The 25747-nt window shown below is 43.2% G+C and carries 23 protein-coding genes; 1 reads left to right on the top strand and 22 read right to left on the bottom strand.

Going from position 1 to position 25747, the window contains the following annotated elements:
- Window positions 1-612, top strand: a 612-nt coding sequence (locus EDD73_RS08215; RefSeq protein WP_131919301.1) for an ATP-binding protein, incomplete at its 5' end; no start/stop codon positions are given.
- Window positions 613-926: 314 nt separating this feature from the next.
- Here the strand turns inward: EDD73_RS08215 and EDD73_RS08210 are convergent.
- The 22 genes from EDD73_RS08210 to flgK all read right to left on the bottom strand — a co-directional run bounded on the left by EDD73_RS08210 (window position 927) and on the right by flgK (window position 25715).
- The gene (locus tag EDD73_RS08210; protein ID WP_131919300.1) at window positions 927-1301 is read right to left on the bottom strand and encodes a hypothetical protein; all 375 of its coding nucleotides are present in this window, start codon (window positions 1299-1301) and stop codon (window positions 927-929) included.
- Window positions 1291-1698 carry a flagellar export chaperone FliS gene (fliS, locus tag EDD73_RS08205; RefSeq protein ID WP_264672934.1) on the bottom strand — a complete coding sequence of 136 codons (408 nt, stop codon included), beginning with the start codon at window positions 1696-1698 and terminating at the stop codon, window positions 1291-1293. Before fliS ends, EDD73_RS08210 begins: the two co-directional genes overlap by 11 nt.
- A gap of 41 nt (window positions 1699-1739) precedes the next feature.
- A complete protein-coding gene (gene fliD, locus EDD73_RS08200) occupies window positions 1740-3623 on the bottom strand; it encodes a flagellar filament capping protein FliD (protein WP_131919299.1) in 1884 nt (627 codons plus the stop codon).
- 57 nt (window positions 3624-3680) lie between these two features.
- Complete coding sequence (locus EDD73_RS08195) at window positions 3681-4106, bottom strand: flagellar protein FlaG (RefSeq protein ID WP_131919298.1); 426 nt, start codon at window positions 4104-4106, stop codon at window positions 3681-3683.
- Window positions 4107-4195: 89 nt separating this feature from the next.
- Entirely contained in the window at window positions 4196-5119 is a 924-nt protein-coding gene (locus tag EDD73_RS08190; RefSeq protein ID WP_131919306.1) for an NAD-dependent epimerase/dehydratase family protein, read from the bottom strand.
- Window positions 5113-5886, bottom strand: coding sequence for a glucose-1-phosphate cytidylyltransferase (gene rfbF / locus EDD73_RS08185; protein WP_131919297.1), 774 nt, complete (start codon window positions 5884-5886; stop codon window positions 5113-5115). The genes EDD73_RS08190 and rfbF overlap by 7 nt, the downstream gene beginning before the upstream one ends.
- Before the next feature lie 139 nt (window positions 5887-6025).
- Window positions 6026-7051 (bottom strand): radical SAM/SPASM domain-containing protein, encoded by a 1026-nt coding sequence (locus tag EDD73_RS08180; RefSeq protein ID WP_131919296.1) that lies wholly within the window; start codon window positions 7049-7051, stop codon window positions 6026-6028.
- A 25-nt stretch (window positions 7052-7076) separates the two neighbouring features.
- Window positions 7077-8111, bottom strand: coding sequence for a radical SAM/SPASM domain-containing protein (locus tag EDD73_RS08175; RefSeq protein ID WP_165876401.1), 1035 nt, complete (start codon window positions 8109-8111; stop codon window positions 7077-7079).
- 1 nt (window position 8112) lies between these two features.
- Complete coding sequence (locus EDD73_RS08170; RefSeq protein WP_165876400.1) at window positions 8113-9138, bottom strand: glycosyltransferase family 4 protein; 1026 nt, start codon at window positions 9136-9138, stop codon at window positions 8113-8115.
- Window positions 9139-9161: 23 nt separating this feature from the next.
- Window positions 9162-10907: a B12-binding domain-containing radical SAM protein gene (locus tag EDD73_RS08165; protein ID WP_165876399.1), complete on the bottom strand. Its 1746-nt coding sequence runs from the start codon at window positions 10905-10907 to the stop codon at window positions 9162-9164.
- A gap of 88 nt (window positions 10908-10995) precedes the next feature.
- Window positions 10996-12750, bottom strand: coding sequence for a B12-binding domain-containing radical SAM protein (locus EDD73_RS08160; RefSeq protein ID WP_131919292.1), 1755 nt, complete (start codon window positions 12748-12750; stop codon window positions 10996-10998).
- A gap of 421 nt (window positions 12751-13171) precedes the next feature.
- Complete coding sequence (gene rfbC, locus EDD73_RS08155; RefSeq protein WP_131919291.1) at window positions 13172-13735, bottom strand: dTDP-4-dehydrorhamnose 3,5-epimerase; 564 nt, start codon at window positions 13733-13735, stop codon at window positions 13172-13174.
- A 3-nt stretch (window positions 13736-13738) separates the two neighbouring features.
- On the bottom strand, window positions 13739-15256 hold the full coding sequence (locus EDD73_RS08150; RefSeq protein WP_243116840.1) for a glycosyltransferase: 1518 nt from the start codon (window positions 15254-15256) through the stop codon (window positions 13739-13741).
- Between the two features lie 309 nt (window positions 15257-15565).
- On the bottom strand, window positions 15566-16585 hold the full coding sequence (locus tag EDD73_RS08145) for a radical SAM/SPASM domain-containing protein (RefSeq protein ID WP_131919289.1): 1020 nt from the start codon (window positions 16583-16585) through the stop codon (window positions 15566-15568).
- Window positions 16586-16620: 35 nt separating this feature from the next.
- The gene (locus tag EDD73_RS08140) at window positions 16621-17625 is read right to left on the bottom strand and encodes a radical SAM/SPASM domain-containing protein (protein ID WP_131919288.1); all 1005 of its coding nucleotides are present in this window, start codon (window positions 17623-17625) and stop codon (window positions 16621-16623) included.
- Between the two features lie 186 nt (window positions 17626-17811).
- Window positions 17812-19743, bottom strand: a complete 1932-nt coding sequence (locus EDD73_RS08135; protein ID WP_131919287.1) for a glycosyltransferase — start codon at window positions 19741-19743, stop codon at window positions 17812-17814.
- A gap of 93 nt (window positions 19744-19836) precedes the next feature.
- Entirely contained in the window at window positions 19837-21468 is a 1632-nt protein-coding gene (locus EDD73_RS15450) for a flagellin N-terminal helical domain-containing protein (protein WP_131919286.1), read from the bottom strand.
- A 253-nt stretch (window positions 21469-21721) separates the two neighbouring features.
- Window positions 21722-21949, bottom strand: a complete 228-nt coding sequence (gene csrA / locus EDD73_RS08125; protein ID WP_131919285.1) for a carbon storage regulator CsrA — start codon at window positions 21947-21949, stop codon at window positions 21722-21724.
- A 93-nt stretch (window positions 21950-22042) separates the two neighbouring features.
- Window positions 22043-22558 (bottom strand): flagellar assembly protein FliW, encoded by a 516-nt coding sequence (fliW, locus tag EDD73_RS08120; RefSeq protein WP_131919284.1) that lies wholly within the window; start codon window positions 22556-22558, stop codon window positions 22043-22045.
- Window positions 22559-22791: 233 nt separating this feature from the next.
- Complete coding sequence (locus EDD73_RS08115; protein WP_131919283.1) at window positions 22792-23196, bottom strand: DUF6470 family protein; 405 nt, start codon at window positions 23194-23196, stop codon at window positions 22792-22794.
- Between the two features lie 45 nt (window positions 23197-23241).
- Entirely contained in the window at window positions 23242-24138 is an 897-nt protein-coding gene (flgL, locus tag EDD73_RS08110) for a flagellar hook-associated protein FlgL (RefSeq protein WP_131919282.1), read from the bottom strand.
- Between the two features lie 65 nt (window positions 24139-24203).
- A complete protein-coding gene (flgK, locus tag EDD73_RS08105) occupies window positions 24204-25715 on the bottom strand; it encodes a flagellar hook-associated protein FlgK (RefSeq protein WP_131919281.1) in 1512 nt (503 codons plus the stop codon).
- Window positions 25716-25747: the final 32 nt, after the last annotated feature.

Genomic DNA, 25747 nt, shown 5'->3' with positions numbered 1-25747 from the left:
AAGTTGCAAAAGCTGATCCGAACGGCAGCGTTTCGGTATCCGAATGCTTGCATGGAGGATATTGAGTACCACGAGGACAGAAAGCTGAACAAATCGCAGTTATTACAACTCTCCACCTGCCGCTATATCCATGATGGCCATCATCTCATCATTGAGGGGCCATCGGGAAACGGCAAAACCTTCTTGGCTTGCGCTCTTGGCAATGCAGCCTGCCGGAACTTCATGACCGTTCGCTATGTACGGCTTCCTGAACTGCTCAACGACCTTGTCGTCGCAAGAGGTGAGGGTACGTATAAAAAGATCATAAAAACCTATCAAAAGGTTGACCTGCTGATTCTCGATGAATGGTTATTAAAGCCCTTAACGACCGATCAGGCCATGGATCTATTTGAGATCATCGAAGCTCGAACTCGGAAAGGTGCGATGATTTTTAGCACTCAGTTTGATCCCAGAGGATGGTATGATCGCATCGGAACTCCAGAAGATGGTACGGTATCCGAGGCCATCATTGACCGAATTAAGCACAATGCGTACGAGATACTTATTGACGGAAAAATATCCATGCGTGAGCGCCACGGCTTAAACGCCAATAAGTCGGGAGCAAACGGGTGAACAATTTCTGAGAAATTAAGTTAGACCACTGCAACGTGGGTCTTGCCGTTGCTGCTGCAAGACCCACGTTGGCATATTGAGATGGTGGCTCTCGTTCCGTGAACATGGCTCTATTTTCCCGTGAAGGTGGCTCTATTTTTCCGATAAAGTGGCTCTTTCACGCCGAAATACTCAAACACTGCATAAAAAAAGCCACTTCTTTACGAAGTGGCCCCGCTACTGACCTGGTCAGTAGCTTTTTTTATTCTCTACATCAAATCACAATAGATTGCATATAATCACACAGACTTCTCCAAGCTAATGATTCCCCATACTCATCGCTGCCAGTCTACATTCTCACCCGTGCCATCACCACTATAAGAATCATAAGCTTCTTTAAGCTCAATGTGCCGACGACCTTCCTGCATAATGCGGCGCATTTGCATAATTACGGCCTCATTCTCCTTGAGAATTTGGGCGATGGAAATACGTTCAGCCGCACCTATACTAGTGGACATGGATTCAATTCGCTTTTGCAGACGCTCACGCTGGTTTATCAATTCCAGAAATAAATCAACATCACGCCGCTCAAGGCATCGCCGCATCTCTACCGTCAAAAAGTGATAGTCTTGCCACAATGAACTTACCGATGCTGATGTTTCGTCTTCTGATTGCCCGTCCAGCAGCGAAGTTGGCTCATCAGAGGACACCATGGGCAGCTCCTCCACGTTCCTTGCGAGCAATCTTGACTGCTTCCACCCAAGTCTCCCGCAACTCTTGGATCATATCCCGCGCTTCGATCAATGATTCCTTATCCTTTTTAATATTACCCTGAATCAAGCGATACTGAATATAATCATAGAGACTCATCAATGACTTTGAAATCTCCACTTGCATGTCCAAGGTTATCATCAATTCCTGAACAATATCCTGCGCCCGTAAATTATAGATATGTGCTTCTTGTAAATTCCCTTGCTCGATGGCCTGCAAGCTTTGATTGATAAAGCGCACTGCGCCGCCATAAAGCATCGTTGGCAGATCCTCTTTGGCACAGGTCATTACTTTTTGCGCCGCATAGGTATTCGCTGCATGCGCCGTTTGCATCATCTTGCCCATCCCTTTCCTATTCCATCCATGGCCCCAACAGATTAACCATTACTGAATTGCTGCGATAACCACATACTTTGACTATTCATCTTTTGCATGGCTTCTTCCATAGCAGTGAATTGCTTATAATAGCGATTCTCAATATCTAACAAACGATCTTCCATCTTGCTAATGCGCGTCGAAAAGCTTTTGATCTGTTTTCCGAGGAAGCTTTGATCATTGCTACTTGCCGTTGTTCCTGCGGTTAGCGCAATCGAATCCATTGCTTTTTTCAAAGACACATAGAGACGTTCGGCAATCCCTTGAGTCGATGTCACCGGAACCGTCTTACCATCTTGCGTAGTTGTATCCCCGTCTGTCGAGAAAACCTTTCTCAGCACTTCTGGGTCAGCCTGAATAGCAGCGCGCAATTTATTTTCATCAAGATAGAGTTTACCGCCTTCTTTGTAATTACCTGTGGTAATCCCAATGGAAGACGCACTCGTATAAGTTCCGGTAAGCGAAGTCACTGGCGATGAGAAATTTTGGCGCATCGTCGATATCAGATTCGACAATGCCGAGTCACGGTTTAACAAGCCGCTTTTAGCCTTGGCTTCCCATGCTTTAATGTCATCATCGTTCATTTCTTTCTTTTGAGCGTCCGTAAGTGGCCGATAATCCGAATACCGGCTTTCAGCTACCTTGTTATTTATCTTTTCGAGGAACGTGTTATAGGCATCAATAAAAGCCTTAACATTTTTAACAGCAGTGTCAACATCGGAAGAAACTTTAAGTGTAACCGTAGATCCTGTCTCAGCTTTCAAATTATAGGAAACACCGGAGATGGTAAAGGAGTTCGATGGTTGCTTGAGCGTTACGTTATCAAGGGTAAACTCAGCGTCTTGACCTACGGATTTTTTATAGGTTATATCTTTTACGTCTGTATCCGGATTAAATTTGAGATAATTTTTCATGAAATCCGTAGCACTTGTATCGCTACTAGTAAAATTTAGTTCAGAAGTAGTAATAGTATCATTAGGGCGGGTAGAGTCCGTAATCATAAATTTATTAAGATCCCGGTCATAACTAGCCGTTACTCCAGCACCTGAGGTATTAATTTTAGTTAATAAGCTACTCATCGTGTCTGTATCAAGATCCACCGAAATCTTCTTATCATTGATATACATATCGAAAGTTTTATCGGCAATATCAGAAAAAGCTGTTGCCATGGGCTGCTTAAAAAAATCTTTCAGCGTATCCGTTACATTTTTAGTAGTGTCCATTACGGTAGTACTTATAACTTGTTTTTTAGTATCATTTGCACCCAAAGTAAGCTTTAGCCCATCAGTAAGTGCATTCTGGACTAAGTCTATTTTTGTATCCGCCCCGGTTTTCGTTGTATAAAGATAAAAACGGTCTAAGGTAGTATCGTAGTTAGCCCGAATATTTAGATTTGCATTATTAATTTTGCTGACAAGATCGTAAATTGAATTCGATTCTGCATTTAACTCAATTTGTTTAAAATTTGTCCCGTCACCAACTTGGAAGGTTATATTACCCGTTAGGCCAAGTTGAGTATTGAGGCTCGTCTTATTAGTACCACCAAGAGGAGCAGTACTTGTTAACTTTGCCACATCAGCCAGTTTTGTCACGCTAATCGTATGCTGCATATCTGCAGCATCAGCATTAGCGGTAGCAGTCACGGCGGCTTCATTGTTCGAAGTAACTGCCTTCGGCCCTAATGTACTGGTCAACTTATTGGTATATACCGTATTACGAAAATCAGAAATGGCTTTATAGATGGAGCTATAATCGCTCTTTTTCCACTCCAGCAACGTTTTGTTTTGAATTAATTTGTCCTGAGAGAGTCGTTCGGCATTCATCAGCTGCTTGACCATTGAATCCACATCCATGCCGGACGACAATCCGGAAAGACGCATTACCATTACTTTCACCTCTTATCCACACTGATAATAAGCAACATCGCATCATTTGTGAATTATTTACACTTTAGTGTCGACTAAAGAACCTACATACTCACGAATCTTAGCAATCGTATCCAGAAATTCATGAGGCGGAAATTCCTTAAGCACCCGATTGTCACGCTGATCATAGACCTGAACCATCAGTCTTTCTGCCTTTTGATGCCAGGCAAAACGGATATCCGTATTAATCGCACTTAAAAATTGATTGCTCTCTTGCATCAACCGCGTGAGAGTGTCCTGGGATAACCGATACTTCTCAAGTTCTTTTTCTGGACTTTTAGTCTTATCTGTCCCTGCGCCATCTGGTGTAATCGGTGCAGCAGCCACTGTTCCTGATACATTCACCGCCTCCCGATTTGCACCTGTTCCTGGAACGGCCGGGGCTCCAGGTGCGTTTACCACCGCATCCGCACCATCCATGCCACGAATCGATGAAATAGCCATGTTTATCACGCTCCGCGATAATCCTTTATCTATTTCATTATATCGAAAAAAAGCGAGAAAAACTTGATTAAATTATTATCTTCATGCAATTAATCTGTTGGTAATATCTGTTCAAGCTGCAACATCCGTAAAATGCCAGAAAATAAATCCACTTTTGCTCGCCATCTGGGCAGCGGTTTGCCTCGATGAACTTTCATCATTTCACGTTTTCGATAGGGTCTGGCACCCCATTCAATTGCAAGGGGCAAACCACTGATTTTTTCGTATAAACGAACAATTTCACGTAAGGTATAGCACTTTTCCGGCAAAACAAAAAAATCATCTTGATAATGTTCAGGTTGGGTCTGGATCAACTCGATCGCAGCGATAAATGCTTCCACCACGTCATCAACGTAGACAAATCCAAGCTCCTGCTCTCCTGGTGACATCTTTAATAATTCACCTGATATAGCTATGCGTCGTAATAGTGAAAAAATTTTTGGCCTTGGATCATGGGGTCCATAGGTATCCGCAAGCTTTAACGTAATCATTCGTAAAGGCGTTGCCTGTGTGTAGTAGCATGCAAGGTCTATAAAGGCTTGCTTTGTCGCCGCATATAAACTCGTTGGGTTATAATCCGCATGTTCATAATGCTGCCAGTGAGTTCCGGTGTTCACCATGAAAGCAACATTTGTTTGACGCATCGCTTCCAGCAACTGCGCCCCGAACAAGATGTTGCTTTGGATCAAGGGTTCTACATCTTGGCTTCTATGCTCGCCAATAAACAACGCCGCAAGATGTATTACGATATATGGGCTAGCTTGGGCCATAATATCGTTCATCCCTTGCATCGTTCCATCATGAACATGCACAGTTATCGATCTGGCTTTATTCTCTATTTGTTCAAGATTCGATCTAGAACGAACTATGATATGAACATCCCATCCATCACCAACGAGTCCCTTAACCAAATGAGAACCCACAAAGCCGGTTGCCCCCGTGACTAAAACACTTTTATTAACGACGCTTACCATATCGCCCACGGTGCCTTACCGCGATTCCATAGGTCTTCAAGAATAAATTTATCACGCTGCGTGTCCATGCATTGCCAGAAGCCCGTATGTTTATAAGCGGCAATTTGACCTTCTTCGGCAAGTCGATTGAGCGGTTCTCCTTCAAAAGCGATGGAATCGCCCTCGATATACTCCAGCACTTCCGGTTCAAGCACAAAAAAGCCACCGTTAATCCACACATCTTGAGTCTTGGGCTTTTCCACAAATTCGAGCACTGTGGAATCTTCATGAATACCAAGGACTCCGAATTTGCCGCTCGGTTGCACTGCAGTAACGGTCGCCAATTTACCATGTGACTTGTGATAATCCACAAGTTTTTGGATATTGACATTAGAAACGCCATCACCATAAGTAAGCATAAAAGGCTCGTTGCCAATATACTTTTGAATCCGCTTAATCCGTCCACCGGTCATTGTATTCAATCCTGTGTTAGCTAATGTCACTCGCCACGGTTCAACGGCCTCACTCGAATCCGTCTCCATCGTGTTATTGGCCAAGTCAAAGGTAACATCCGAACCATAGAGAAAATAGTTTGAAAAATACTCTTTGATAATATAACCTTTATACCCTAAACAAAGCACAAAATCATTAAAACCGTAGTGGGAATAGGTTTTCATAATGTGCCATAAAATAGGGCGCTCACCAATCCCAATCATTGGCTTTGGCTTCAAGTGGGACTCTTCACTAATCCGTGTGCCATGGCCACCACAAAGAATAACAACTTTCATGTCTACACCTCTTCATCCATGAATCTTACTACTGACTAACAAACTCCTCAAGCAGGTGGAGTTCTCTATCTTTTTCTGATAAGATTGGATTTTTTATTGACCACTGGATATCAGGAGAATCCCAACGAACGTTGGCAAGCTATTGTTGCTTCAATCTTTCCAGTAATTCTTCACGGCAATCATCAAGGTATTCCTCTGGGGCAGTCATAGAAAATCTGTCCTCACAGCCAACGCACTGCGTAATGGCATCCTGACCACTCTTTAGTCCTGTACATAGTAATTCTCTTCTTTGCGCACCATTCCAAATGCTTACCAGCGAACTATCTTTAATATTACCAATCGCAAATTCTTTGGGCTTAGCAAGGATATCACAAAAGAATACATCACCGTCGATATTGATGTGCGCTTGATAGAACATCCATGGACATATGTCGCGGTAGCATTCAAGTTCTTCGCTATACTGTGTAATGTTGCGCGCTTTGACTCTATCCCTTCCCATCTGATTGGGAATATTGATAATATGCTCAACGAATATTTGGTCACAAATGTCATCAAACATATCAAAAAAAGCTTTACGTTTAGCCTCTGTCGTAACAACGTCATCCGTTGTTTTTAAACGAATTTGGACAGTTTTTTTATGTTCAAAAATATACCGAATGTTTTCGATATATTGATCCATATCAACCGAAATCCCCGCAAGGTTTTTGAAATCCTCTCCCGTTATACCATACACTGATACTTGCAGGCTTGTTAGACCGCTGTCGGCTAATTCCTCGGCTAATTCCGGTGTTAAAGCTATGCCATTGGTATATGTACTAATGCGTCCGGTAAAGCCGGCCGAACGAAGATATCTTATCATTTTTCCCAATTCGGGATTGAGAATCGGCTCACCCATTCCCGCAAGTTGTATTTTTTTAGGCTGTTCAGGTAAATCCATAATATCGTTTATAATTTTTTTATACAACTCAAAGTTCATATGCTGGATCAGTTGTCCTTTTTTCACAAATAGGTCATCGTCATCACCTCTGGTTGAATGCTGACAAAAAAAACATCTAGAGTTGCAGAGGCGTGTCGGTTCAATCCCGATGTGGAACGGGGCATGTAGCGGAATGATATCACGCAGATTCTGACGTTTATTATCAAAACTCGGTTTAATTATTGCCATTGTTAAAACCCTCCTTTCATTTTATTCAGTCATCACCGGGCAAACGATCTAGCAACATTTGGCTGCTGTCATCAAGAAATTCTTCGTTTGAAATGATATCGTATTTTCCTTCGCAATTAACGCACATCGGTATACTATCAGAACCGTTACGCAAGTTCGTGCGGAGTGCTTTTAAGCGCTCCCTTCCATTCCATATTTCATCAAGAGAATTCTCTTTAATGTTGCCGATTGCGAATTTACTTGGATTACCTAGTGATACGCAAAAAAATACATAGCCATCCGCATCTATATGCATTTGATAAAACATACACGCACAGGTTTTCCAGTCACGTGCCATCGGTTCGTTAAATACATTTTTATAGTTCTCTTCCGTTATACCACCGTAATCTTTCATTTGACGCTGCAGTTGTATAAGGTTTTCCACATACATTACATCAGAAATGTTGCCAAATATTTGGTAGAACTCTTCTCTGTCATTGTCCTGTTCAAGTAAATTTTCTATTATTTTTATATATATTTTCGTATCTTTTTTATTCTCATATAAGTAACGTATATTTTCTACGTATTTCTCCATACTTATTTTAACCCCGGTCACATGCTTGTACATTTCTGCAGTCAAACCATTCAAAGAAATACGAAGCTCGGACAAACCGCTGTTCGTCAATTCGTCTACCACTGCAGGGGTAAGCAATACACCGTTTGTGTAGGTGATGATACGTCCTGAGTATCCAATCGCTCGCAGGCGTCTAATCATCTCACCAAATCTCGGATTCATAAGCGGTTCCCCGATTCCACAAAAATTGACCATCTTCGGTTGTTGGGGGAATCTCATGATATCATGTACAATTTTATCGTATAAATCCATATCCATATGTGCGATCTTAAAGCCACTTTCTTTCAAAAGATCATTGCTTGTACCACGGCTATGATGCATACAAAAAAAACATCTGAGATTACACATACGCGTAGGTTCAATTTGGATGGTATAGGGGCTTGTAAGTGGTATAACATCCCTAAGGTTGGTTCTATTCTTATCATAACTCGGCGCGATAATGGCCATCTTAAAATCCTCCAAATTTGTGAACATATTTTTGCTTTGCAACAACCTTGAGACAAGCTTCATGAAAACGATTTAAGTTTTCCGAAACGTTGCAACTAGTTAAAATATGTTTTCTCGCAGCTTGTCCGAGAGAACGGCGCAAGTCCTCACTTTCATAAATCCGCAGCAGATTCTGCGCATATTCCCCGGGAGAATCCACGAGAAAGCCCGTGCCATCTTTAACCAGATACTTCCCAACTGGTTTACGGGACATCACGACGGGCAATCCTGCTGCCATAGCTTCTAACACAGAGTTTTCCGTTGTCGCCGACGAATCTGAGCGTAAAAGATATCCGAAAACGTCAAAGGTTCGAAGTAAACTAAGGGCATCATTGGTCCAACCGAGTAATCGTACTTTATCTTCCAACCCCGCCAATATAATACTGGACTTGAATTCATCAGAATACTCGCCAACCAGGACAAAAACAGCATCAGGGATCAGTGCTATCGTAGTGCTCATATAATCGAGAGCGTTAAGTGGAAAGCGTTTATAACTCGGCATTCCCACGTAGCCGATTACAAATGAATCGCGATTAAGCGAATAGTCAGTTTTAGGCCGGATTTTTTCCGGTGCGAAATCACCGAAACCATATACTAATGTGCCATCGCTCCATGCGGGATTTTCGAATGTCAGCGGCGAAGTGACAAGCAACTCGTCACAGGAGCGAACAAGCGCATCGGGCAGCGGCGGATCGTAAAAGCCATTTTTATGCGTCCAAAGCACTACTCTACATGGAATATTTGGGAATTCACGCAAAAACTTGTCCATGATTGGGCTACCCCACCAGCTGGTAATTACAACGTCGGCTTCATCGATTGCCAACCCCGCCATATTCCTTGGCAAGACATTAACCCCAGCAGCACAGCAGCGATCAATATGATTTGTTTTACGTGGTTCGTCCAAGAGAAGAATGCGGTGATTATCTTTGCCGGATTTATTCCCGAGAATCGCCAGCCCACCAATGGCTTTCCCTGCTCCATCTCCCATGTGCACAGCTACGTGAAGTATATTCATATAACGTTCTTCAATAATCCAGAAATATTTATTATTTGTTTTACATTTGGGTATTGGTTTTTTATCATTTCGCTAATTTGGGCACGAACCTTATGTGAACTTCTATGGCCAAAAGCATATAGTACTGTATCAACATTACGATCAGTCAAAATTTCATCGGGCGTATATACCTTTTTGCCAAAGCGTTCAGTACCTAAAACATATGAGTCGTTCGGATTTGTATTAATCAAGACCACTTTATCACTGCAAACAAATGTTGATGATATATAGCCAAGCATTGTGATAATGTCAAGTGTTGCGGGCCAAACCGCGATTTCATGTTCTTTTAGCAAGTTGTCGAGGTTTTTGCTGATGGTTCCTACAACATTGTCAATATCCTCAAAATTGATATTGACGCCATCGCTCGAAAGCATTTGGAATAATTCAACTTTCTTTACCATCTCCCAATATTGCTCATCAGACATTTTTGAAATATTTAATTGCGTATCATTATTCTTTAAGTACTGAACACGATCAGATATTAGACCCCGTTCGCAAGCTACTTTGTACAGATAAGATCCCGGAAACGTTAAAATCCACCATAACCTTATGTCAAACTCAGGATGCGCTCTCCACCATCTCAGAGAATTACTAATCGTTTCAGCGGTTTCCTCTAAGTCGCCGAAAATGATATATCCCTTTGCTGGAAGTCCAACTTCGCGAGACAGATTGAATGCTCTTTCAATCTGCTCCACAGTAATGTTCTTTTGCATACTCTTTAAGATATTATTATCCGCGCTTTCAACACCATAAGTTATTTCATAGCAACCACTGTCTTTTAACATCAGTAGGATTTCTTTTGTAATCATATCCACGCGCGTTTGGACCCAATATTTAACATCGAGTTTCTTAATACGTTTCGTTACTTCTTTAACAAACCTTTCATCTTTTACGAACAATTCATCTACAAACATAATGTACTTGATGTCGTACTTAGATATAATCCAGTTAATTTCTTGGAATATATTATCTATCGAACGTCTACGATATTTTTTACCACTTGAATGAAAACAAAATGTGCAATTAAACGGACAGGATCGCCCTGTAGTAACTATTGCGGTTTTTTCATTCACACCTGAACTGCTGAACATTTTATCTCTCAACAACAAACTGTACTCAAACCCGTCATAGTCCGGAAAAGGCAAAATGTCTAGGTTGGCAATCTCGGAACGCAACTGAGTAACTGTGCCATCACGTAGCACAATCCCTTCAACCACTCGGACATCCTCATCTTTTTCCAGCGCATAGGCAAGAGCATTTATAGTGATTTCACCTTCGCCTATAATACCATAATCCGCTGTTCCAAGTGCCGCCATTGCGACATCAGGCTCTGCTGTTATAATTCCCCCGCCGACAATTGTAATTACTTCTGGGTTCACAGATTTTACCGTATCGGTTATCGCCTTTAGCAAAGAATACTGGCCACTCAATCCGCCAGTAGCAACAACATCAATTGAATTGTCAATAATGGTTTGACGTAATAGCTCATATGGATTTGCCTTATAGTTCAAATTTAGTGTAACTACGCTACGCCCTGAAGCTTTTAACGCAGATGAAACCATGCAAAAACCATAAGGCAGTTGATAGGTCATATCATCTCTTGTAACAATACGCGGCATAACAAACAGGTAATTAAGCCTTTTTGCCTTAATATCTGGTAACTTTATTAAGTTTAGAAATTCCTGTGTAATATGTTCTGTCATTTTTGCCCCCTCCTTTATTGAACGACCAAATGATTTCATCGAGCGGCAAATTATGATAATACCTGTGCTCGCGCATACCTAAAGTATCTCAGCAAATAAAATCTAAATCGAACAGTTCTGAGAGCCTTATGACGCGTTTAATCTGAGGATATTGATCCCGAATCACTTTACAAATTCTTTCATAAATTCGTTCTGCACTGGCTGTCTGAGTATACGCATATAGGACAATATCAATATTGCGTTCCAAAATAATATCGGGTCCAAAGACTGTCTTTCCAAAGCGTTCGATTCCTTGAAGGCGAGTATCATTAGGTGCACTATTCACAAAAAATACATTATCTGCATTCACAAACATTTCAGATATACTGTTGAGAAGATTGATAGTTGAGAATATTGTTGGCCAAATCGCAATTTTATATTTAACAATCTTTTCCAGATTAGAGCGAAGTACGTTAATTTTCTCACTAATACTCGCAAATTCAACATCTACTCCATTGGCCGTCATTATCTGAAACAGCTCAACCTTCCTGATGGCATCCCAGTATTCTTCATCTGACATTTTTGTTACATTTATTTGTGTATCATTATCTATTAAATATTTTACACGGTCTTTTATAATACCACGTTCGCAAGCAACCTTATATAGATGAGTCCCAGGAAAGGTAAGTATATATAATATAAAAATGTTATACTGCCGATGATTTTTCCACCAGGTCAAGCAATTGCTGATCGTTTCCTGGTCTTCCTCTAGATCACCGAATATCAGATTACCGTAGGCAGGCAGTCCAACTTCTAGCGCCAAATCAAATGCTTTTTCGATCTGCTCTACGGTAATGTTTTTCCTCATTGACTTTAGTATCTTATTATCCGCGCTTTCAACCCCGTAACTAATTACACTACAACCGCTATCTTTCAATAACTGCAATATTTCTTTTGTAACGGTATCTACTCGTGTTTGTACCCAATATTTTATGTTGTATTTCTTGACGCGATTGCAAAAAGCGGTTAGAAACTGCTCGTTTGAAATAAACAACTCATCATTGATTATGAAGAATGAAGCGCCATATTTTTCAGTAATCCAGTCCAATTCTTCAAAGATATTGTCAAGTGACCGTCTTCGATATTTTGTTCCGCTAGAATGAAAACAAAAGGTGCAATTATATGGGCAGGAACGGCTAAGGGTAATGCCAACAGCATTATTCTCAAACCAAGACTGTGCCTGTAAATTTTCTCGCAGTACCATCGTTAATTCGAGCCCATCATAGTCTGGAAACGGTAATATATCAAGGTTACCAATATCGGGACGCTGCGTAGTTACGGTACCGTTAGGTAATACTAGTCCTGCAACACCAGTAATATCTTCATCGTTTTCTAATGCATAGGCAAGATCGTTTATCGTAATCTCGCCCTCGCCAATTATGCCGTAATCTGCAGTTCCAAGTGCCTCCATCGCAACATTCGGATCGGCTGTAATGATCCCGCCACCGACAATGGTAATAATGTTTTGGTTTACCGACTTCACCGTATCGAGTATTTCTTTAAGCAGAGAAAACTGACCGCTTAAACCACCCGTCGCCACAACATCAATTGAATTGTTAATTACCACTTGTCGCAAAAGCTCATAAGGGTTCGCTTTATAGTTAAGATTTAGTGTAAACACATTACGTCCGGAAGCTTTAAGCGCCGATGAAACTAGGCAAAACCCATATGGCATCATATATATTGTATCATCATTCATCGCGATACGAGGCATAACAAGTAGATAGTTAAGTCGTTTCGTATTCGGGTTTGGAAGTTTAATTAGGTTAAGAAACTCCTTTGTGATATGTCCCGGCATATTCATACCATAGTCCTCCAACTACTCCTATTTATCACCCATTTCGCAATACTTCTCACTGCATAATGATGCGCAGGGCATAACTCGGTTCTTTTGCAACGGCACAGCATCAATCATTTATATTCATTCGAAGCTCATCGTTGGTTTCACACAATTTAACAGGTATATCATATTTTAATGTTTTCTGGCAATCCTGTTGATTAATGATAATTCGGAAACGAATATTACCTGGGCCTATCCCCAGGCACGGAAAACGGCATGCTCGCTCAAGTCAAGGAATCCAAAGAAACCACGATTCAATCGTGGCTGATTTGTTCATGTGAATCTGTATTTATCTACTGTTCGTGACCATGCCTCAAATATCGTCTTTGGACGGTGTTTTATGCATTATTTTGGATGGTCAACAGGCCTGGTTTTATGGGGCTGTTTAGCCAATTTTTTGAGTAGAATCCATTTGGCTTGAACCTATATACCCCCAACTCTTATCCTTTTCACTCATTATATATGGTGGCACAATTGGCCACGTAATTCCAAAAGCAGGGTCGTCGTACCTGTATCCAACTTCTGTATTCGGCATGTAATATTGGGTTACAAGATATAAAACCTGCGCATTGTCCGTAAGTGTCAGATACCCATGAGCACAGCCTTTCGGAACATATAGAGCAATCCCATTCTCCTCCGAAAGTGTTTCACCAACCCATTGCAAATACGTGGGTGAGTCTTTCCGAACATCAACGCATACATCGAATATTGCACCTTGAACACACGTTACAAGTTTATCTTCCGCCGCATTGCCGGATTGCGAGTGCAGTCCTCGGAGTGTACCTTTTTTTCGATTGGTTGATAGGTTCATTTGCGCGATTTCGCCGCACAGTCCCACCGCTTCTAGCTCACGGCGACAAAACATTCGCGAAAATGTCCCTCGTTCATCGGAAAACGGCTCGCGTTTTACAATATATACACCTGCTATTTTTGTCGCTGTAATATTCACACGCTACCTCCTGATTGCCCTAACGCAATAATTCTTAATGCATAGTTGATTTAGTGTTTCCTTATTGGCATTCGAATTCGCTGCTTTTAGCTTATCAAACAAGAATTTTTGATCGGCTTCCGATAGGTTTTCTAGCTCAGCGGAAATAGCACAGTCATTTGCACCAAAAAGTCTCAGACACTCTAGAACTTCCTTTAAGGGCGTATTCGAAGGCAAGTCGGGGTCAGATGGCACATCCATCCCAATTGAGCGTAAAAATGTACCATAATTATCGGTGTTGCGCACTTTGAACAACAGAACTCCACCAGGTTTGAGAAGCCCATAAAGATTTTGCAAAAGACTGATCGGTGTGGGGTAGGTGTTGATTGGTTCACCGATTACAACAATGTCAAATGTATTGTTGGCATAATGCTGCTGTATGAAATCAATTCTATCACACTTGACTTCCGCGCAAACTGTCTGCAAATCAAGAAAATATTTGGCATCCGTTGTGAAAGCGTAAGATACAACGTCTGTAATACCGCGCCGCTTCAAACGGTTACGTATCTCTAAAGCAGGGGTTCCGCAGCGTACATCCACGGTCAGCGCTTTTACCGATTTTAGAAGCCGAACAGAATCAAGCGGGGCGAGAAGTGTCATCTCGAAGTTGTTGATATCGTCCCACGGATCGATGCCGTAATATTTTTCGCGGTAGACAGCGCGTCCTCTTTCAAGGCTTGCCTGAAACGCACTGGGATCTTTATCCTCCATATTTCGGAAATCATGGTCATGACAAATCCATGTATCGCGACAGAGAACAAGTTTGTAACCCATGCGTCGTATACGGGCGCAAAGGTCATCCTCACTAAAATCGTGGAGGTATGCGGCATCATTTATACCTACATTGTCTAAAACATCGCGTGAAAAAAAGTTAATTGCACTGATGAGCCGCATACGTTCCTCCCATTTTGCTGGGGAGCTTTTATTGAACTCAGCGGCCTTTTTCTGCATATCATCAAAGTCAGAGAAACCAAGATCGACTTCTTGTAAATTTGATACATTTGAAGAAACTGGTTCGATAAAACCGATTTTAGGATCGGATCGGTAGCACTTAAGCAGATTGCTTAACCAATTCCGGGTTACGTAAATATCATTGGATATATTTATAAGATATTTTCCTTTGAAAATATTGAAGTAATATTTAAATGGCAAAAATGTTCCGCGATTCTGCGTCACACGAATTATCTTCTTATTCTTGTATTGCACCGACTGGAAAAACTCTAGCGTCCCGTCATCACTGCCATTATCAACAAGAATAAGTTCATAATCGATGTCTTGCGTATATTTCAAAATACATTCGACGCAATATTTAGTCTTGTTCAAACGATTATATCCTGTAACGACAATGGAACATGTCGGAGCATCCGGCGTATTGTACATAAAATATGCGTTTTTACGGTTTTCCCACATATCAGCAGATGGGGTGGGTGGGGTGAGTGCATCCGAAATAATGACAATTGGTTCAACATAGTAATCGTCCATCACTATCATCCCTCCAAAATCTCAAATCCATCCCAATTAAGAAATCTTTCTCCTCGGACTTCTAAGCATCTCTTTATCCCATGAGCCAGAGAAACTTTTTGCCTCCTAGTGCCCCGTCAGGTAACCTTAACCTGCTTTTTAAAAGCAGACAATCTCTTGGTCTTATCACTCAACGAAAACAGTATTTCTGGCCCAACGTTGACTGATGGGGCACTAGTTCGGAAGCTTAATACCAACATGCGGTTGCATAACTTCTGAGTTTAGTTAATTAGAAATTATTTTAAATAAATCACCAGTTTCAGCACCAATCTATATTTTGGATATTAATTTTTTTAATTGCTCCACATATGGTTCAAGCCTATCTTCAGGAAATAAACCATATTTATATAATGAGCACGAAGCACAGACGCCACCTACATTTTCTGTTCCATCAAGCGATTGCCTGCGAAAATTCAAAAAAGCTTCACTATTCCAAATTTCCGGTATTGTCATATTACGTTCTCGAAAAACAAGAGGATATGACATAGAGCAGCAAGGAACAACCGCCCCGTCAGGATTAATCTGCATCATATAAAAAGGTTGTGGGCAAATAGAGGTTTCTAGAAGAGGAGTACCGCTTTGAGTGACCGCTAACCTTCTTCCGCCTGATAGATTAGAGTAATCAATGCCTTTAACGGTAGGTGTTAGATGTTCTATGGCAATAGAGTCACATACCGCTTCGAACATTTTAAAAAATAGAAGTTCTTCTTTCTTATCCGAAAGTGCACAATCAATTATTTTAATATGGATTTTTGTGTAACCCTTGTTCTGATGAAAAAAACGTAGTTTATTTATAAATTCATCCATATCAATATTTGCCCAGGAAACCATCTTGTATTTCTCCGCCGAAATCCCCTGTATTGATATTCTTAATTTATCTAATCCTGCATGAATAAGCGACAAGGACAATTCTTCGGTAAGCAGAACTCCGTTTGTAACAATCTCTACACTTTCCGCAACATCCCTTTTCTTTGCGTAAGCGACCATATCGGCAATCCGTTTGTGCAATAGAGGTTCACCAATGCCTGCAAACCGCAGCATTTTTAATTTCTTCTTAAAATGCCGCATATCATCAATACATTGCTTATATAAGTACATATCCATAAAAGGCTTGTCCGATATATAGCCATGTTGTTCACGCGGCAAGGAATGCAAACAGTAACCACATCGAAAATTGCAAGCATAAACAGGAAAAATTTGCACCAAAAAAGGAGTATCGAGTGGTAGTACAGTTCCTAATACTGTGCGCTTGCCACTGGGCGTAATTCCCCCAATCGCTTTATCTGACATCCTATACCTCCTGTCGCAGGCTTGAAGCATTAAAATTAGATCCTTTTTACAATGGTATCAGCGGCATCATCCAAAACATCCTCAGGCTGTGCCACATCATCAGGCGCACAGCAAACCTTGCATTTAAGATTACTCTCACGTTGTTTTTCCAGTTGCATCCTCTGAAACTGTCGCAGATTAGCACCCTTCCATATGCTATACAGGCTTTCCCGGTGGACGTTGCCTACAACCACAGGCTTATAAATGGTATCACAAGGCTCTACATCTCCATTAGGGAAAATACCTAACATATAAAAAGGCAAAGGACAAACCATCCGTTTTGCATGTGTCCGACCATAACGGTCAATAATCACTTGCGTATTATTTTGTGAATAATCGACCCCATCATAAACAGGCCGGCATCGTTCAATATACATACGATCGCTTATATCTGAAAAAAGGTGATAAAAGCGTTCTTCTTCTCCGTGTTCTAAAGCAATATCCATGATTTTCACAAATACCTTGCATTGCTTTTTATTTTGATAGAAGCAACGAATATTATCGATAAGTTCGTCAAAATCAAGCTTAACACCACAAACTTGTTCGTATTTGCGACTCGAAAGGCCCTGAAGGGATATTCTTAATATATCAAGACCAGCTTCAACTAATGCCTGTGAACGTTCACGGTTTAACAAAGAAGCATTAGATATAATTTCAATTCGTTCTGCCACATTGGCTTTTTTAGCAAGCTCAATCATCAATGGCAACTCTTTATTGAGAAGCGGCTCACCGTGTCCAGTCAAAGACAGCATTTTGTAATTAGAAGAGAACTCTTTTGACTGTTCAATAATGCGACTATATGTCTGCATGGACATATTTTCAGGTTCAAAATTATATTTATCTTTCATCTGCTCGTAACCAAGTGAATGACCACAATATTGGCATTTAAAATTACAATACGTCGTAGGAAAAACAAATAAGGTAAACGGCGTTGGAAGCGGCACCGCATCGGCAAGCTTTACCCGTTCAAGTCCACATAACGGTTTTATTTCAGAAGCCATCTAGTCACTCCCTTAATTATTAAATCCGTAGCTGAAATATTTATATATTTCAAATTTAAGATACTTTCTATGTATTGCGATCGGAAAACATCTTAAAGAAATTGAATTCCTGCCATAATTATTTCTTCCTCAATCCCCCGCCTCCTTTTGATGTTATAACTTTTCACACCCACTGACCCTTCAAATCTAGAACTTTTTACTCATCTCATGAAAAAAAGGAGAATCACTAATGAAATTAATTCCCCGATTTATGATTTCTCTACACCCATCTATATCATCATTTTTCGAATAGATTAAATAAAGATATTCGTAAGGCCGGTAGTCAGTTGGATTTATTCTTAGTGCTTCCTCATAGGCTTGAATTGCTATTTCATCTTGCCCTTTACATAAACAACACATTCCCATTCTATTGAGAATATTTAAGGCTGTCATTTCAGGAATATCTATACCTAACTGCACAAATTGATGATAGTAATAATAAGCCTCTTCATATTGCTCATATTCGTATAGTAGCGTTGCGACTTCTAGCTGTAACTGTAGTCGTTCTATTGCATTATCTAATCTTTCAATTATGTCTAACCTGCCATACCTCACGCATACTTTTATCAATTCCAATATTACCCAATTCTCGTCATCAAATAGCAGATGAGACTCGTTCTCTTCCTGTGTGATCTGGCTAAAATAACCCTTTAACTTTAAATATGAATATTCTGTCGCAACTTCCTCCATATACCATTTACATAATGTATAGGCGATGGCGGGATAACTAGCTGGGTTTGACATATGCATTTTAACAAAATATTTACTCGCTGCCTCATAATCCTGAAGATCAAAAGCCTTCGTAGCTGCCACTTCATAGTCGGGAACACCCGTTTTTTCTATTAGATACCCATGTATATAATCTATAATCTGGATATGATGCTCCAGTAAAGCTGCCTTAAGCACGTATAGAAGATCTTTGATTTTCTGAAAATCATAGATTTGATTTAATAGATCAAGACATAACTTTAATTCCTTATCTCTAAATATTTTAATAATCATTTTTAGAGAAACGAATGAATACTTGTCTGTTTTTAATGATAGAAAAAAATTAAGCAACGCATCTTCTTTTTTCATTAAATAATACTGGCATAGCGCTAATGATTCATATACAGATGCTTGTTTAGACATTAATGCCGACTGCAATCCTATCCCTTTTTTTACATTTCTAATCGCAATTTCATAACTGGCTATAGCGTCATGCAACTGATTGCTTTCCATATAATATTCGGCGATAAACACGTAGTAATCAGGGTAATCGGGGAACTTTAATATTGATTCTTCAGCTACTTTTTTAATTTCAATTAGCGGCATTCCCATAGAGCGCATTGCTAGCAAAATATTAAATAAATTTTTCTCGCGATGGGAGTAACCTTGATAATTGTTATATTTTTCTGCCCGCCATGCAAAGTCTAATCCCTGATTATATTTGTTTAATATTAAGTATGTTGATGCAATATAGGCACATATATCACTACTGTACGGATTTTCTTCATATTCGCGAAGCAATAACTCTAGATTACGATTTCCTTTATCTTTTCTTTCTTTTTCACGTTTAGAATATCCCGTATGATAGATGATGAGGTTTTCAATTGGACCAATCACCACAATCGGACTTCCATCAACATGCAACAGGCGTTCATGTACCCTACCAACGAAGTGTACACGTGAACTATTTCGAAAAATACGAACACTTACGACACTATCGATTGTATTTCCGGTATCAGTGTCTATGTTTAATAACAATGCAGCAATCGCATCATTTTTTTTAGGGTGAGAACTTTGTATTGCTTTTCTTATAATTGGAATTGATTTTTCATCAAAGTATTCATCTGCATCAAGCATGATAATCCAATCGCCTTTGCACTTACTCATGGCAAAATTACGTGCATTAGCAAAATTTCCATCCCACAGATAATTGAAAACCTTAGCACCAAATTGTCTAGCAACCTCGACCGTTTTGTCCGTTGACCCCGTGTCAACTACAATGATCTCACTTGCAATTCTCTTTACACTTTTTAAACAAGACGGTAAATTTTCTTCCTCGTTTTTAGCAATCACAAATATGGATACACGCATTTTGCCACTCCCCGATTAATAGGTTAAGAAGCTTTAACGAAAGACAAAGAGAGCCCTGGGAAGCCAGGAGCTCTCTTTGGATCAATGGTTATATTACCGGAGCAACTGCAACACGCCTTGTGGGGCTTGGTTGGCCTGGGCCAGCATCGCTTGCGCTGCTTGGTTTAAGATATTGTTTTTGGTCATCTGCATCATCTCTTTAGCCATATCAACATCGCGGATCCGTGATTCAGCAGAAGTCAAGTTTTCAGATGAGGTATTCAGGTTGTTAATCGTATGCTCCAGACGGTTTTGCACAGCACCAAGCTTGGAGCGTTCGGAAGAAACCGTCTTAATCGCGTTATCTAGTGATGTTAGTGCTTGCGAAGCACCTGTTGCGGTAGAAACATCGATACTAGCGATGCCGAGCGCCGCGCTGCGCATATCATTGATCCCAAAGCTAATCGATTGTCCACGGTTAGCGCCGATTTGGAAGGTCATTCCGCCTCCGCCACTTGCCTCTGTCTGTGCACTGCTAAGACCCAAATCTTTGATCGTTGTGGCCCCTGTCTTATCCGATAATACGACTGGACCCGTCTCACTGTTGATCGTTAGGCGCCCATCTTTGGATGCCGCAACCGTAACTTGAGCAATATAACCGTCTTCATTAGACGCTTTACCTGTAGCACCGTTATAAGCGGTAATCGCGTTGTTAAGGGCAGTTTGCAATGTCGATGCAGCAGATGACATAGCATCCCCATTGTTAATTGCCGCTCCCAGTGTGGCTAACCCGATCAACTGGCCGTTAACCTCCAAGTTAAACGAGACGCCTGAGGCGATGTTTGATCCGTTATACTTATTTGTCCCGGTAACACCTGTTTCGCCGGCGCTGAAAAGCGATTTACCCGCAATGGATGCCACAGAACTTGCTGTTTTAATTTGAGAGTCTGTTCCTTCGGAGCCACTCTTCAGCACCAATTTACCTGTACCATCTACATATCCGGAAATATGGGCAACATTTTTCCCGGAATTATCAATTGCATTATTGATAGTTTGAACAATTAAATCTGCAGCGGCATTTTTAGATTGAGCCGTAGCACTTGAACCTGTCCCTGCCGTAATTGTCTGCTTTTGCTCCGAAGTAAGATCCTGCCAATTAACTTCAATGTTCGTACCATCAATCGTTAAAGTTTCTTTTACGAAATCACCTGTTACTAGTGTTGCGCCAGTCATAGCCGACGTAGCCGTAACTGAAGCTGCCGCTAACTTACCAACCTGTGCCCCTGTTGTCACGTTTTGTCCAATCGAAGCACCTGCTGCCGACTTAAGGCTACCGTTCAAAAGCTTTTGGGTGTTAAACTCGGTCGTATTGCCAATGCGGTCAATTTCATTTTTAAGCTGGGTTACTTCGTCCGAAATCGATTTACGGTCATCGGCCGTGTTCGTGCCGTTGGCCGATTGGTCAGCCAGTTCACGCATCCGTTGGAGGATGGAGTGAACTTCGTTGAGGCCACCTTCAGCCGTTTGTACCATCGAGATGCCATCTTGGGCGTTCCGGGAAGCTTGATCGAGACCGCGGATCTGAGCACGCATTTTTTCAGAAATCGCCAGACCGGCTGCGTCATCACCAGCGCGGTTAATGCGCAGACCAGACGACAATTTGGACATGGAGTTCGCAGCTGCCGCGGCATTCGTACTCATTTGACGGTACGTATTCATCGCCGGTAAGTTGTGGTTGATAATCATATTCCTACTCCTCCTTGAAGTTCGATTCGGGCGTCCGTGCCCTTCTCTACAGTGCCCCTCTCAATGTAGCTTGCTCGGCGGCCGTCCGACAAGCGGCACCGTTGAGAAGGGTCACTATTTATATCGCACAGACAGCTGTTTTCTTTCTTCGCTGTTTTCGGCGATATAAGGTGAAATAACCCGTTCTCATCTTTTTACCGTTGATTATATCCCTGATACGGTTATCTTTATCTTTTTTTCGCAATCCCTGTCGTTAGCGTTTTTTGGGGATCAATTTGCCGAACTCCTGCAAGTTCGGCGGTGTGCCAGCTTCTTGGTTGGCTTTGCGGATCGCTTCATAGACTTCGCCGCGGTGGACGGACACTTGCCGCGGCGCGTCGACACCGATGCGCACTTGATCGCCGCGCACTTCGACGACGACGAGACGCACATCATCACCGATAATGATGCTTTCCCCGGCTTTGCGGGTCAAAACGAGCATACTTTCATTCACTCTCCCCGTCCTGGGTAATGGATTTCGTTGCTATATCCGTCCCGGCAACGGAGCATCGAGCGGTTAACGGTTACTGAAATATCAAACAGCGTCATCCGGCGCTGCCTGTGCCTCGGCAACCTGGGGCGCCGCGTTCATCTTGGCTTCGATCGCCTGGGCTTCTGCTTCGGTTTTGGGCGGGATGAGGTGGTGCCGGGTCGTGTAGGGGGTCTTCTCCAAGACGACTTGCATGGCTTTGCGATCTAGCCAGTTGATCACGATCGGTGCCAGCAAGTTCGCCGTCATTTCCGTGCCGCCGGTGCGCACCGTGACGATGTTCCAGATCTCGCCGGGGTTTTCCGGAGCGATGCCGATAGCGCCGACGATGTCCGTATGTAAGGCCACGTCATAGTCCGGGAAAAAAGCAAAGGGGTTGACGATGACAAAGGTCAAGTCGGGATCGGTCGCTGATTGCAAAAAAGCAAAGACGTTGTCCGGCTCGTAAGGCAAAAAGGCAAAGGATTTTTCTTCGGGAAAACCGGGAATTCCTTGGGGAAAGGCGAGACAGTGGTTTTCCGGTACGTCGATTTCTCCGAAACGGGTTGTGGTAAGCAGCATCCGTGCATTCCTCCTCTTTTTTGGGCCTCCTGGCACTCCATGGCATAACCAAAGGTTTGTTCGCCCGTTCACGAACAGCTGCGTTAACAAGTTGTCGTACAAGGGGAGCAGGGACACTGGGCCATACGGTTGATCGACCGGCATATCGGGGCGCTAGGCTACATCATGCGGTCGATCAGCCGGTCTCTCAGGGACGCTAGACCCTAGGGTCGATCATCCGCCAGTCAGGGATGCTAGGCCATCCGGTCGATCAACCGACCGATCGGCGTACCGCCGGAGGTCAGTACCCACTGCAGATCGGGGCTTTGTCGCGTGTAGTGGATAATCGGCAGCTTTGTCGAAGTGAGTGTCACTTCGCTGGCCCGGTTGTCAAGGAAGCTTTTGCCGATCGCCACGGCGGGATCGCCGGGGTTTTCGATACGCAGCCATTGATCGGTTTCCGCAGCGCTTTTGGCGATGTAGCCGAGCAAGGCTTGCTTGCCTGCGGCGCCGGCTTCCTCGGCGAAGACCGAGGGATCTTTAAGGCCGATCGCTTCCCGGCTCGGCGTAGCGTCGATCGTCAACTGTCCCCAAGGCTGACGAATGCGCACCTCTACGCCGCCAGGAAATCCTGGTGAACCAGTCGGCAAAATGGCCATGCTATCTCCCCCCTCTCGCCGCTTCTGGGCCGAAGCGGCCCCCCGTTACCGCAGGAAGTCGACCAGCGACGGCTGGATGATCTTCGAGCCGGCCGAGAGCGCTGCCCGATAGATATTTTGCTGCATGCTCATCTGCGTGTACACTTCGGCCATATCGGCATTGGCCGTCTTGGAGAGCAGATCCTTGACGCTGATCTCAAAGTCTTGCAGGCGGTTTTCGGTAAAGTCCACGCGATTGACGCGGCCCCCGATCGCGGCTCGTTCCTGCAAGAGCACATCCATGAATTGACCAAGTTCTGTATTGCCTGCGACGCGCTCGCCCTTTTCCAGCTTCGCCGTCATGTCCTGCAGGAAGTTCATCAAGTCTTTGCCGCTGGCCCCGACCGGTGTGGCAAAGAGCTTTTGCCCGATCGTGTTGATTTGGACGGTCACATTGGCATCAAATTCCACATTGATGGGGTTGCTGTTGCCGAGCCAACGCCACTCCCCTGTTACGGGATCTTGCTGGCTCGGCGTTACTTCTGTTTTGGTGCCGGCAAAAATACTCCGTCCGGCTACACTTGTATTGGCCACCGAACTGATATGTTGCGTCAGCTCGTTGATTTCTTTGGCGATGGCTTGCCGTTCCTTGATCCCCAGCGTATCGGTGTTCGCTTCCACAAACAATTCATTAATCCGTTGCATCACGTTGTTGACTTCGTTCAGGGCCGCATCGCTGTTATCTAACCAAATCCGCGCTTCCCGGATGTTGTCAATATACTTGTTCACTTGGGTAAGTGTGGAACTGTAGACCATCGCCTTCACAGTTTCCGTCGGTCCGTCCTCCGGTAAGCGATAGAGCTGACCAGAGCCCAATTGATACTGCGTTTTCTCCATCTGCTGGTTGATCGAGTTCAAATTATTCATGAAGTTATTGGAGATCATCGATTGTGTGATGCGCAACGGTTTCACCCCTTTCCGAGATGATGTTCCTCCTTGGCTGCGCTGCTTCACTCGGGAAAATTCAGTTACCGTCCAACCACACCCATGCCGTTGATCAACTTGTCCAGCATCTCATCCATCGCCGACACCATGCGCGAAGCCGCGTTGAAGGCTTGCTGAAAGCGAATCATGTTGGTCATCTCTTCATCGAGCGATACGGAAGATATGGAGTTCCGTTGATTTTTGATCGTGTTGGTTAATGTAGTCTGATTATCCTTCATACGCGTATTCTGCTGCCCCGCAACACCCAGATCACCGATTAAGGTGTTGTAAAAGCCATCCATGGTCGAAGCCGGAGTAAAGTCGAGTTTCGCATATTTTAACTGGGAGAGTTTCAAAGCGTTGCGTCCGTCACCTTCAAAGGTCGTGGTAGCGGCCGGGATCTGATCATACGTTTCTGGACGTCCGGCTGCAATCTGCGCCGGATCATCCAGCAGGGGGTTAATCTTGATATTGGCAATGTCCAAGGGATCAATCAGTGCCCCAGCACTATTGGTCTGAACAAAAAATTTGATCCCCGACGCCGCATTGGCCGTCCCCTTGTTGATCTGATCGAGTGTAACACCTTGTTCATGAATGCGGTTGAATTCCGCACTAAACACCTTCACCATGTTATTCAGTCGATTGCGGGTGTCAACGACGACGCCGGTTGGGTTCCGCGATTCCAGTAAACCATAAAGCTCACCGCCGGTAATTTCCACAATACCAGAGGAACTGGCCCAGCGGATGTTCAGCGTGCTATACGGGTCCGTCAAGTTGATGGGCTCAGGATCCAAAATAAAACTATCCCGTTCCAGCGCAGTCACAAGGTCAAAGTTACCGATCGACACGTTGATCATGCCGGTTGTATCTTCGGTCACTTCGATCCCCACAATCTTCGACAGCTTGTCGAGCAAGAGATCCCGTTTGTCTCGCAGATCGTTGGCATGTTCACCTTGTTTGGCTTCAATGCGCATAATCTGGCCGTTGAGGGTAACGATTTGATCGGCATAGTTATTGATGTCACGAACTTTACCGATAATGTCATCGTTGATACTATCTTGTAACTGCGTGAGCTGACGGTCCAAGTGGTTGAACGTTTCGACCAGGGCTTTCCCGCGCTGCACCACGACACTGCGGGCACCGGATTGGTTGGGGTTGGCCGTCAGATCCTGCATTGACTCCCAGAACTGGTCGATCACTTTGGAAAGGCCCGTTTCACCGGTTTCATTGAGCAGCATCTGAATGCGCTGGGTTGTATCGGCACGGCTTTGCCATTCGCCGAGTCGGGCATTTTCGTTCCGGTACTGGCGATCGAGAAAGTCGTCGCGATAGCGTTTGATCTCCGCCACTTCCGCGCCGGTGCCGATCTGTCCGGGCCAGGAAGCCGGTTTCATGCCCGGTACATAGACGGACGGCGTCGCACTGATGTTGGCTGTTTGCCGTGAGTATCCTTCCGTATTCGCATTGGCAACGTTGTGGCTGGTCACATCTAAGCCCATTTTACCGGTCAATACGCCGCGGCGGGCAATTTCCAAGCCAAAAAACGTCGATACCATGCCTGCTCCCCCTTGCTGACTTGGTCATGCGG

The sequence above is a fragment of the Heliophilum fasciatum genome, assembly GCF_004341395.1.
Classification (GTDB): Bacteria; Bacillota; Desulfitobacteriia; order Heliobacteriales; family Heliobacteriaceae; genus Heliophilum; species Heliophilum fasciatum.
Note: the sequence above shows the minus strand (reverse complement) of the source record. Positions and strands in the feature narration are given on the sequence as shown.

Coding starts and splice junctions, on each gene's coding strand:
- fliS (WP_264672934.1), bottom strand. CDS start 1,698: ATGATGCAAACGGCGCATGCAGCGAATACCTATGCGGCGCAAAAAGTA.
- fliD (WP_131919299.1), bottom strand. CDS start 3,623: ATGGTAATGCGTCTTTCCGGATTGTCGTCCGGCATGGATGTGGATTCA.
- EDD73_RS08195 (WP_131919298.1), bottom strand. CDS start 4,106: ATGGCTATTTCATCGATTCGTGGCATGGATGGTGCGGATGCGGTGGTA.
- EDD73_RS08190 (WP_131919306.1), bottom strand. CDS start 5,119: ATGGTAAGCGTCGTTAATAAAAGTGTTTTAGTCACGGGGGCAACCGGC.
- rfbF (WP_131919297.1), bottom strand. CDS start 5,886: ATGAAAGTTGTTATTCTTTGTGGTGGCCATGGCACACGGATTAGTGAA.
- EDD73_RS08180 (WP_131919296.1), bottom strand. CDS start 7,051: ATGGCAATAATTAAACCGAGTTTTGATAATAAACGTCAGAATCTGCGT.
- EDD73_RS08175 (WP_165876401.1), bottom strand. CDS start 8,111: ATGGCCATTATCGCGCCGAGTTATGATAAGAATAGAACCAACCTTAGG.
- EDD73_RS08170 (WP_165876400.1), bottom strand. CDS start 9,138: ATGGGAGATGGAGCAGGGAAAGCCATTGGTGGGCTGGCGATTCTCGGG.
- EDD73_RS08165 (WP_165876399.1), bottom strand. CDS start 10,907: ATGACAGAACATATTACACAGGAATTTCTAAACTTAATAAAGTTACCA.
- EDD73_RS08160 (WP_131919292.1), bottom strand. CDS start 12,750: ATGAATATGCCGGGACATATCACAAAGGAGTTTCTTAACCTAATTAAA.
- EDD73_RS08150 (WP_243116840.1), bottom strand. CDS start 15,256: ATGGACGATTACTATGTTGAACCAATTGTCATTATTTCGGATGCACTC.
- EDD73_RS08145 (WP_131919289.1), bottom strand. CDS start 16,585: ATGTCAGATAAAGCGATTGGGGGAATTACGCCCAGTGGCAAGCGCACA.
- EDD73_RS08140 (WP_131919288.1), bottom strand. CDS start 17,625: ATGGCTTCTGAAATAAAACCGTTATGTGGACTTGAACGGGTAAAGCTT.
- EDD73_RS08135 (WP_131919287.1), bottom strand. CDS start 19,743: ATGCGTGTATCCATATTTGTGATTGCTAAAAACGAGGAAGAAAATTTA.
- EDD73_RS15450 (WP_131919286.1), bottom strand. CDS start 21,468: ATGATTATCAACCACAACTTACCGGCGATGAATACGTACCGTCAAATG.
- csrA (WP_131919285.1), bottom strand. CDS start 21,949: ATGCTCGTTTTGACCCGCAAAGCCGGGGAAAGCATCATTATCGGTGAT.
- fliW (WP_131919284.1), bottom strand. CDS start 22,558: ATGCTGCTTACCACAACCCGTTTCGGAGAAATCGACGTACCGGAAAAC.
- EDD73_RS08115 (WP_131919283.1), bottom strand. CDS start 23,196: ATGGCCATTTTGCCGACTGGTTCACCAGGATTTCCTGGCGGCGTAGAG.
- flgK (WP_131919281.1), bottom strand. CDS start 25,715: ATGGTATCGACGTTTTTTGGCTTGGAAATTGCCCGCCGCGGCGTATTG.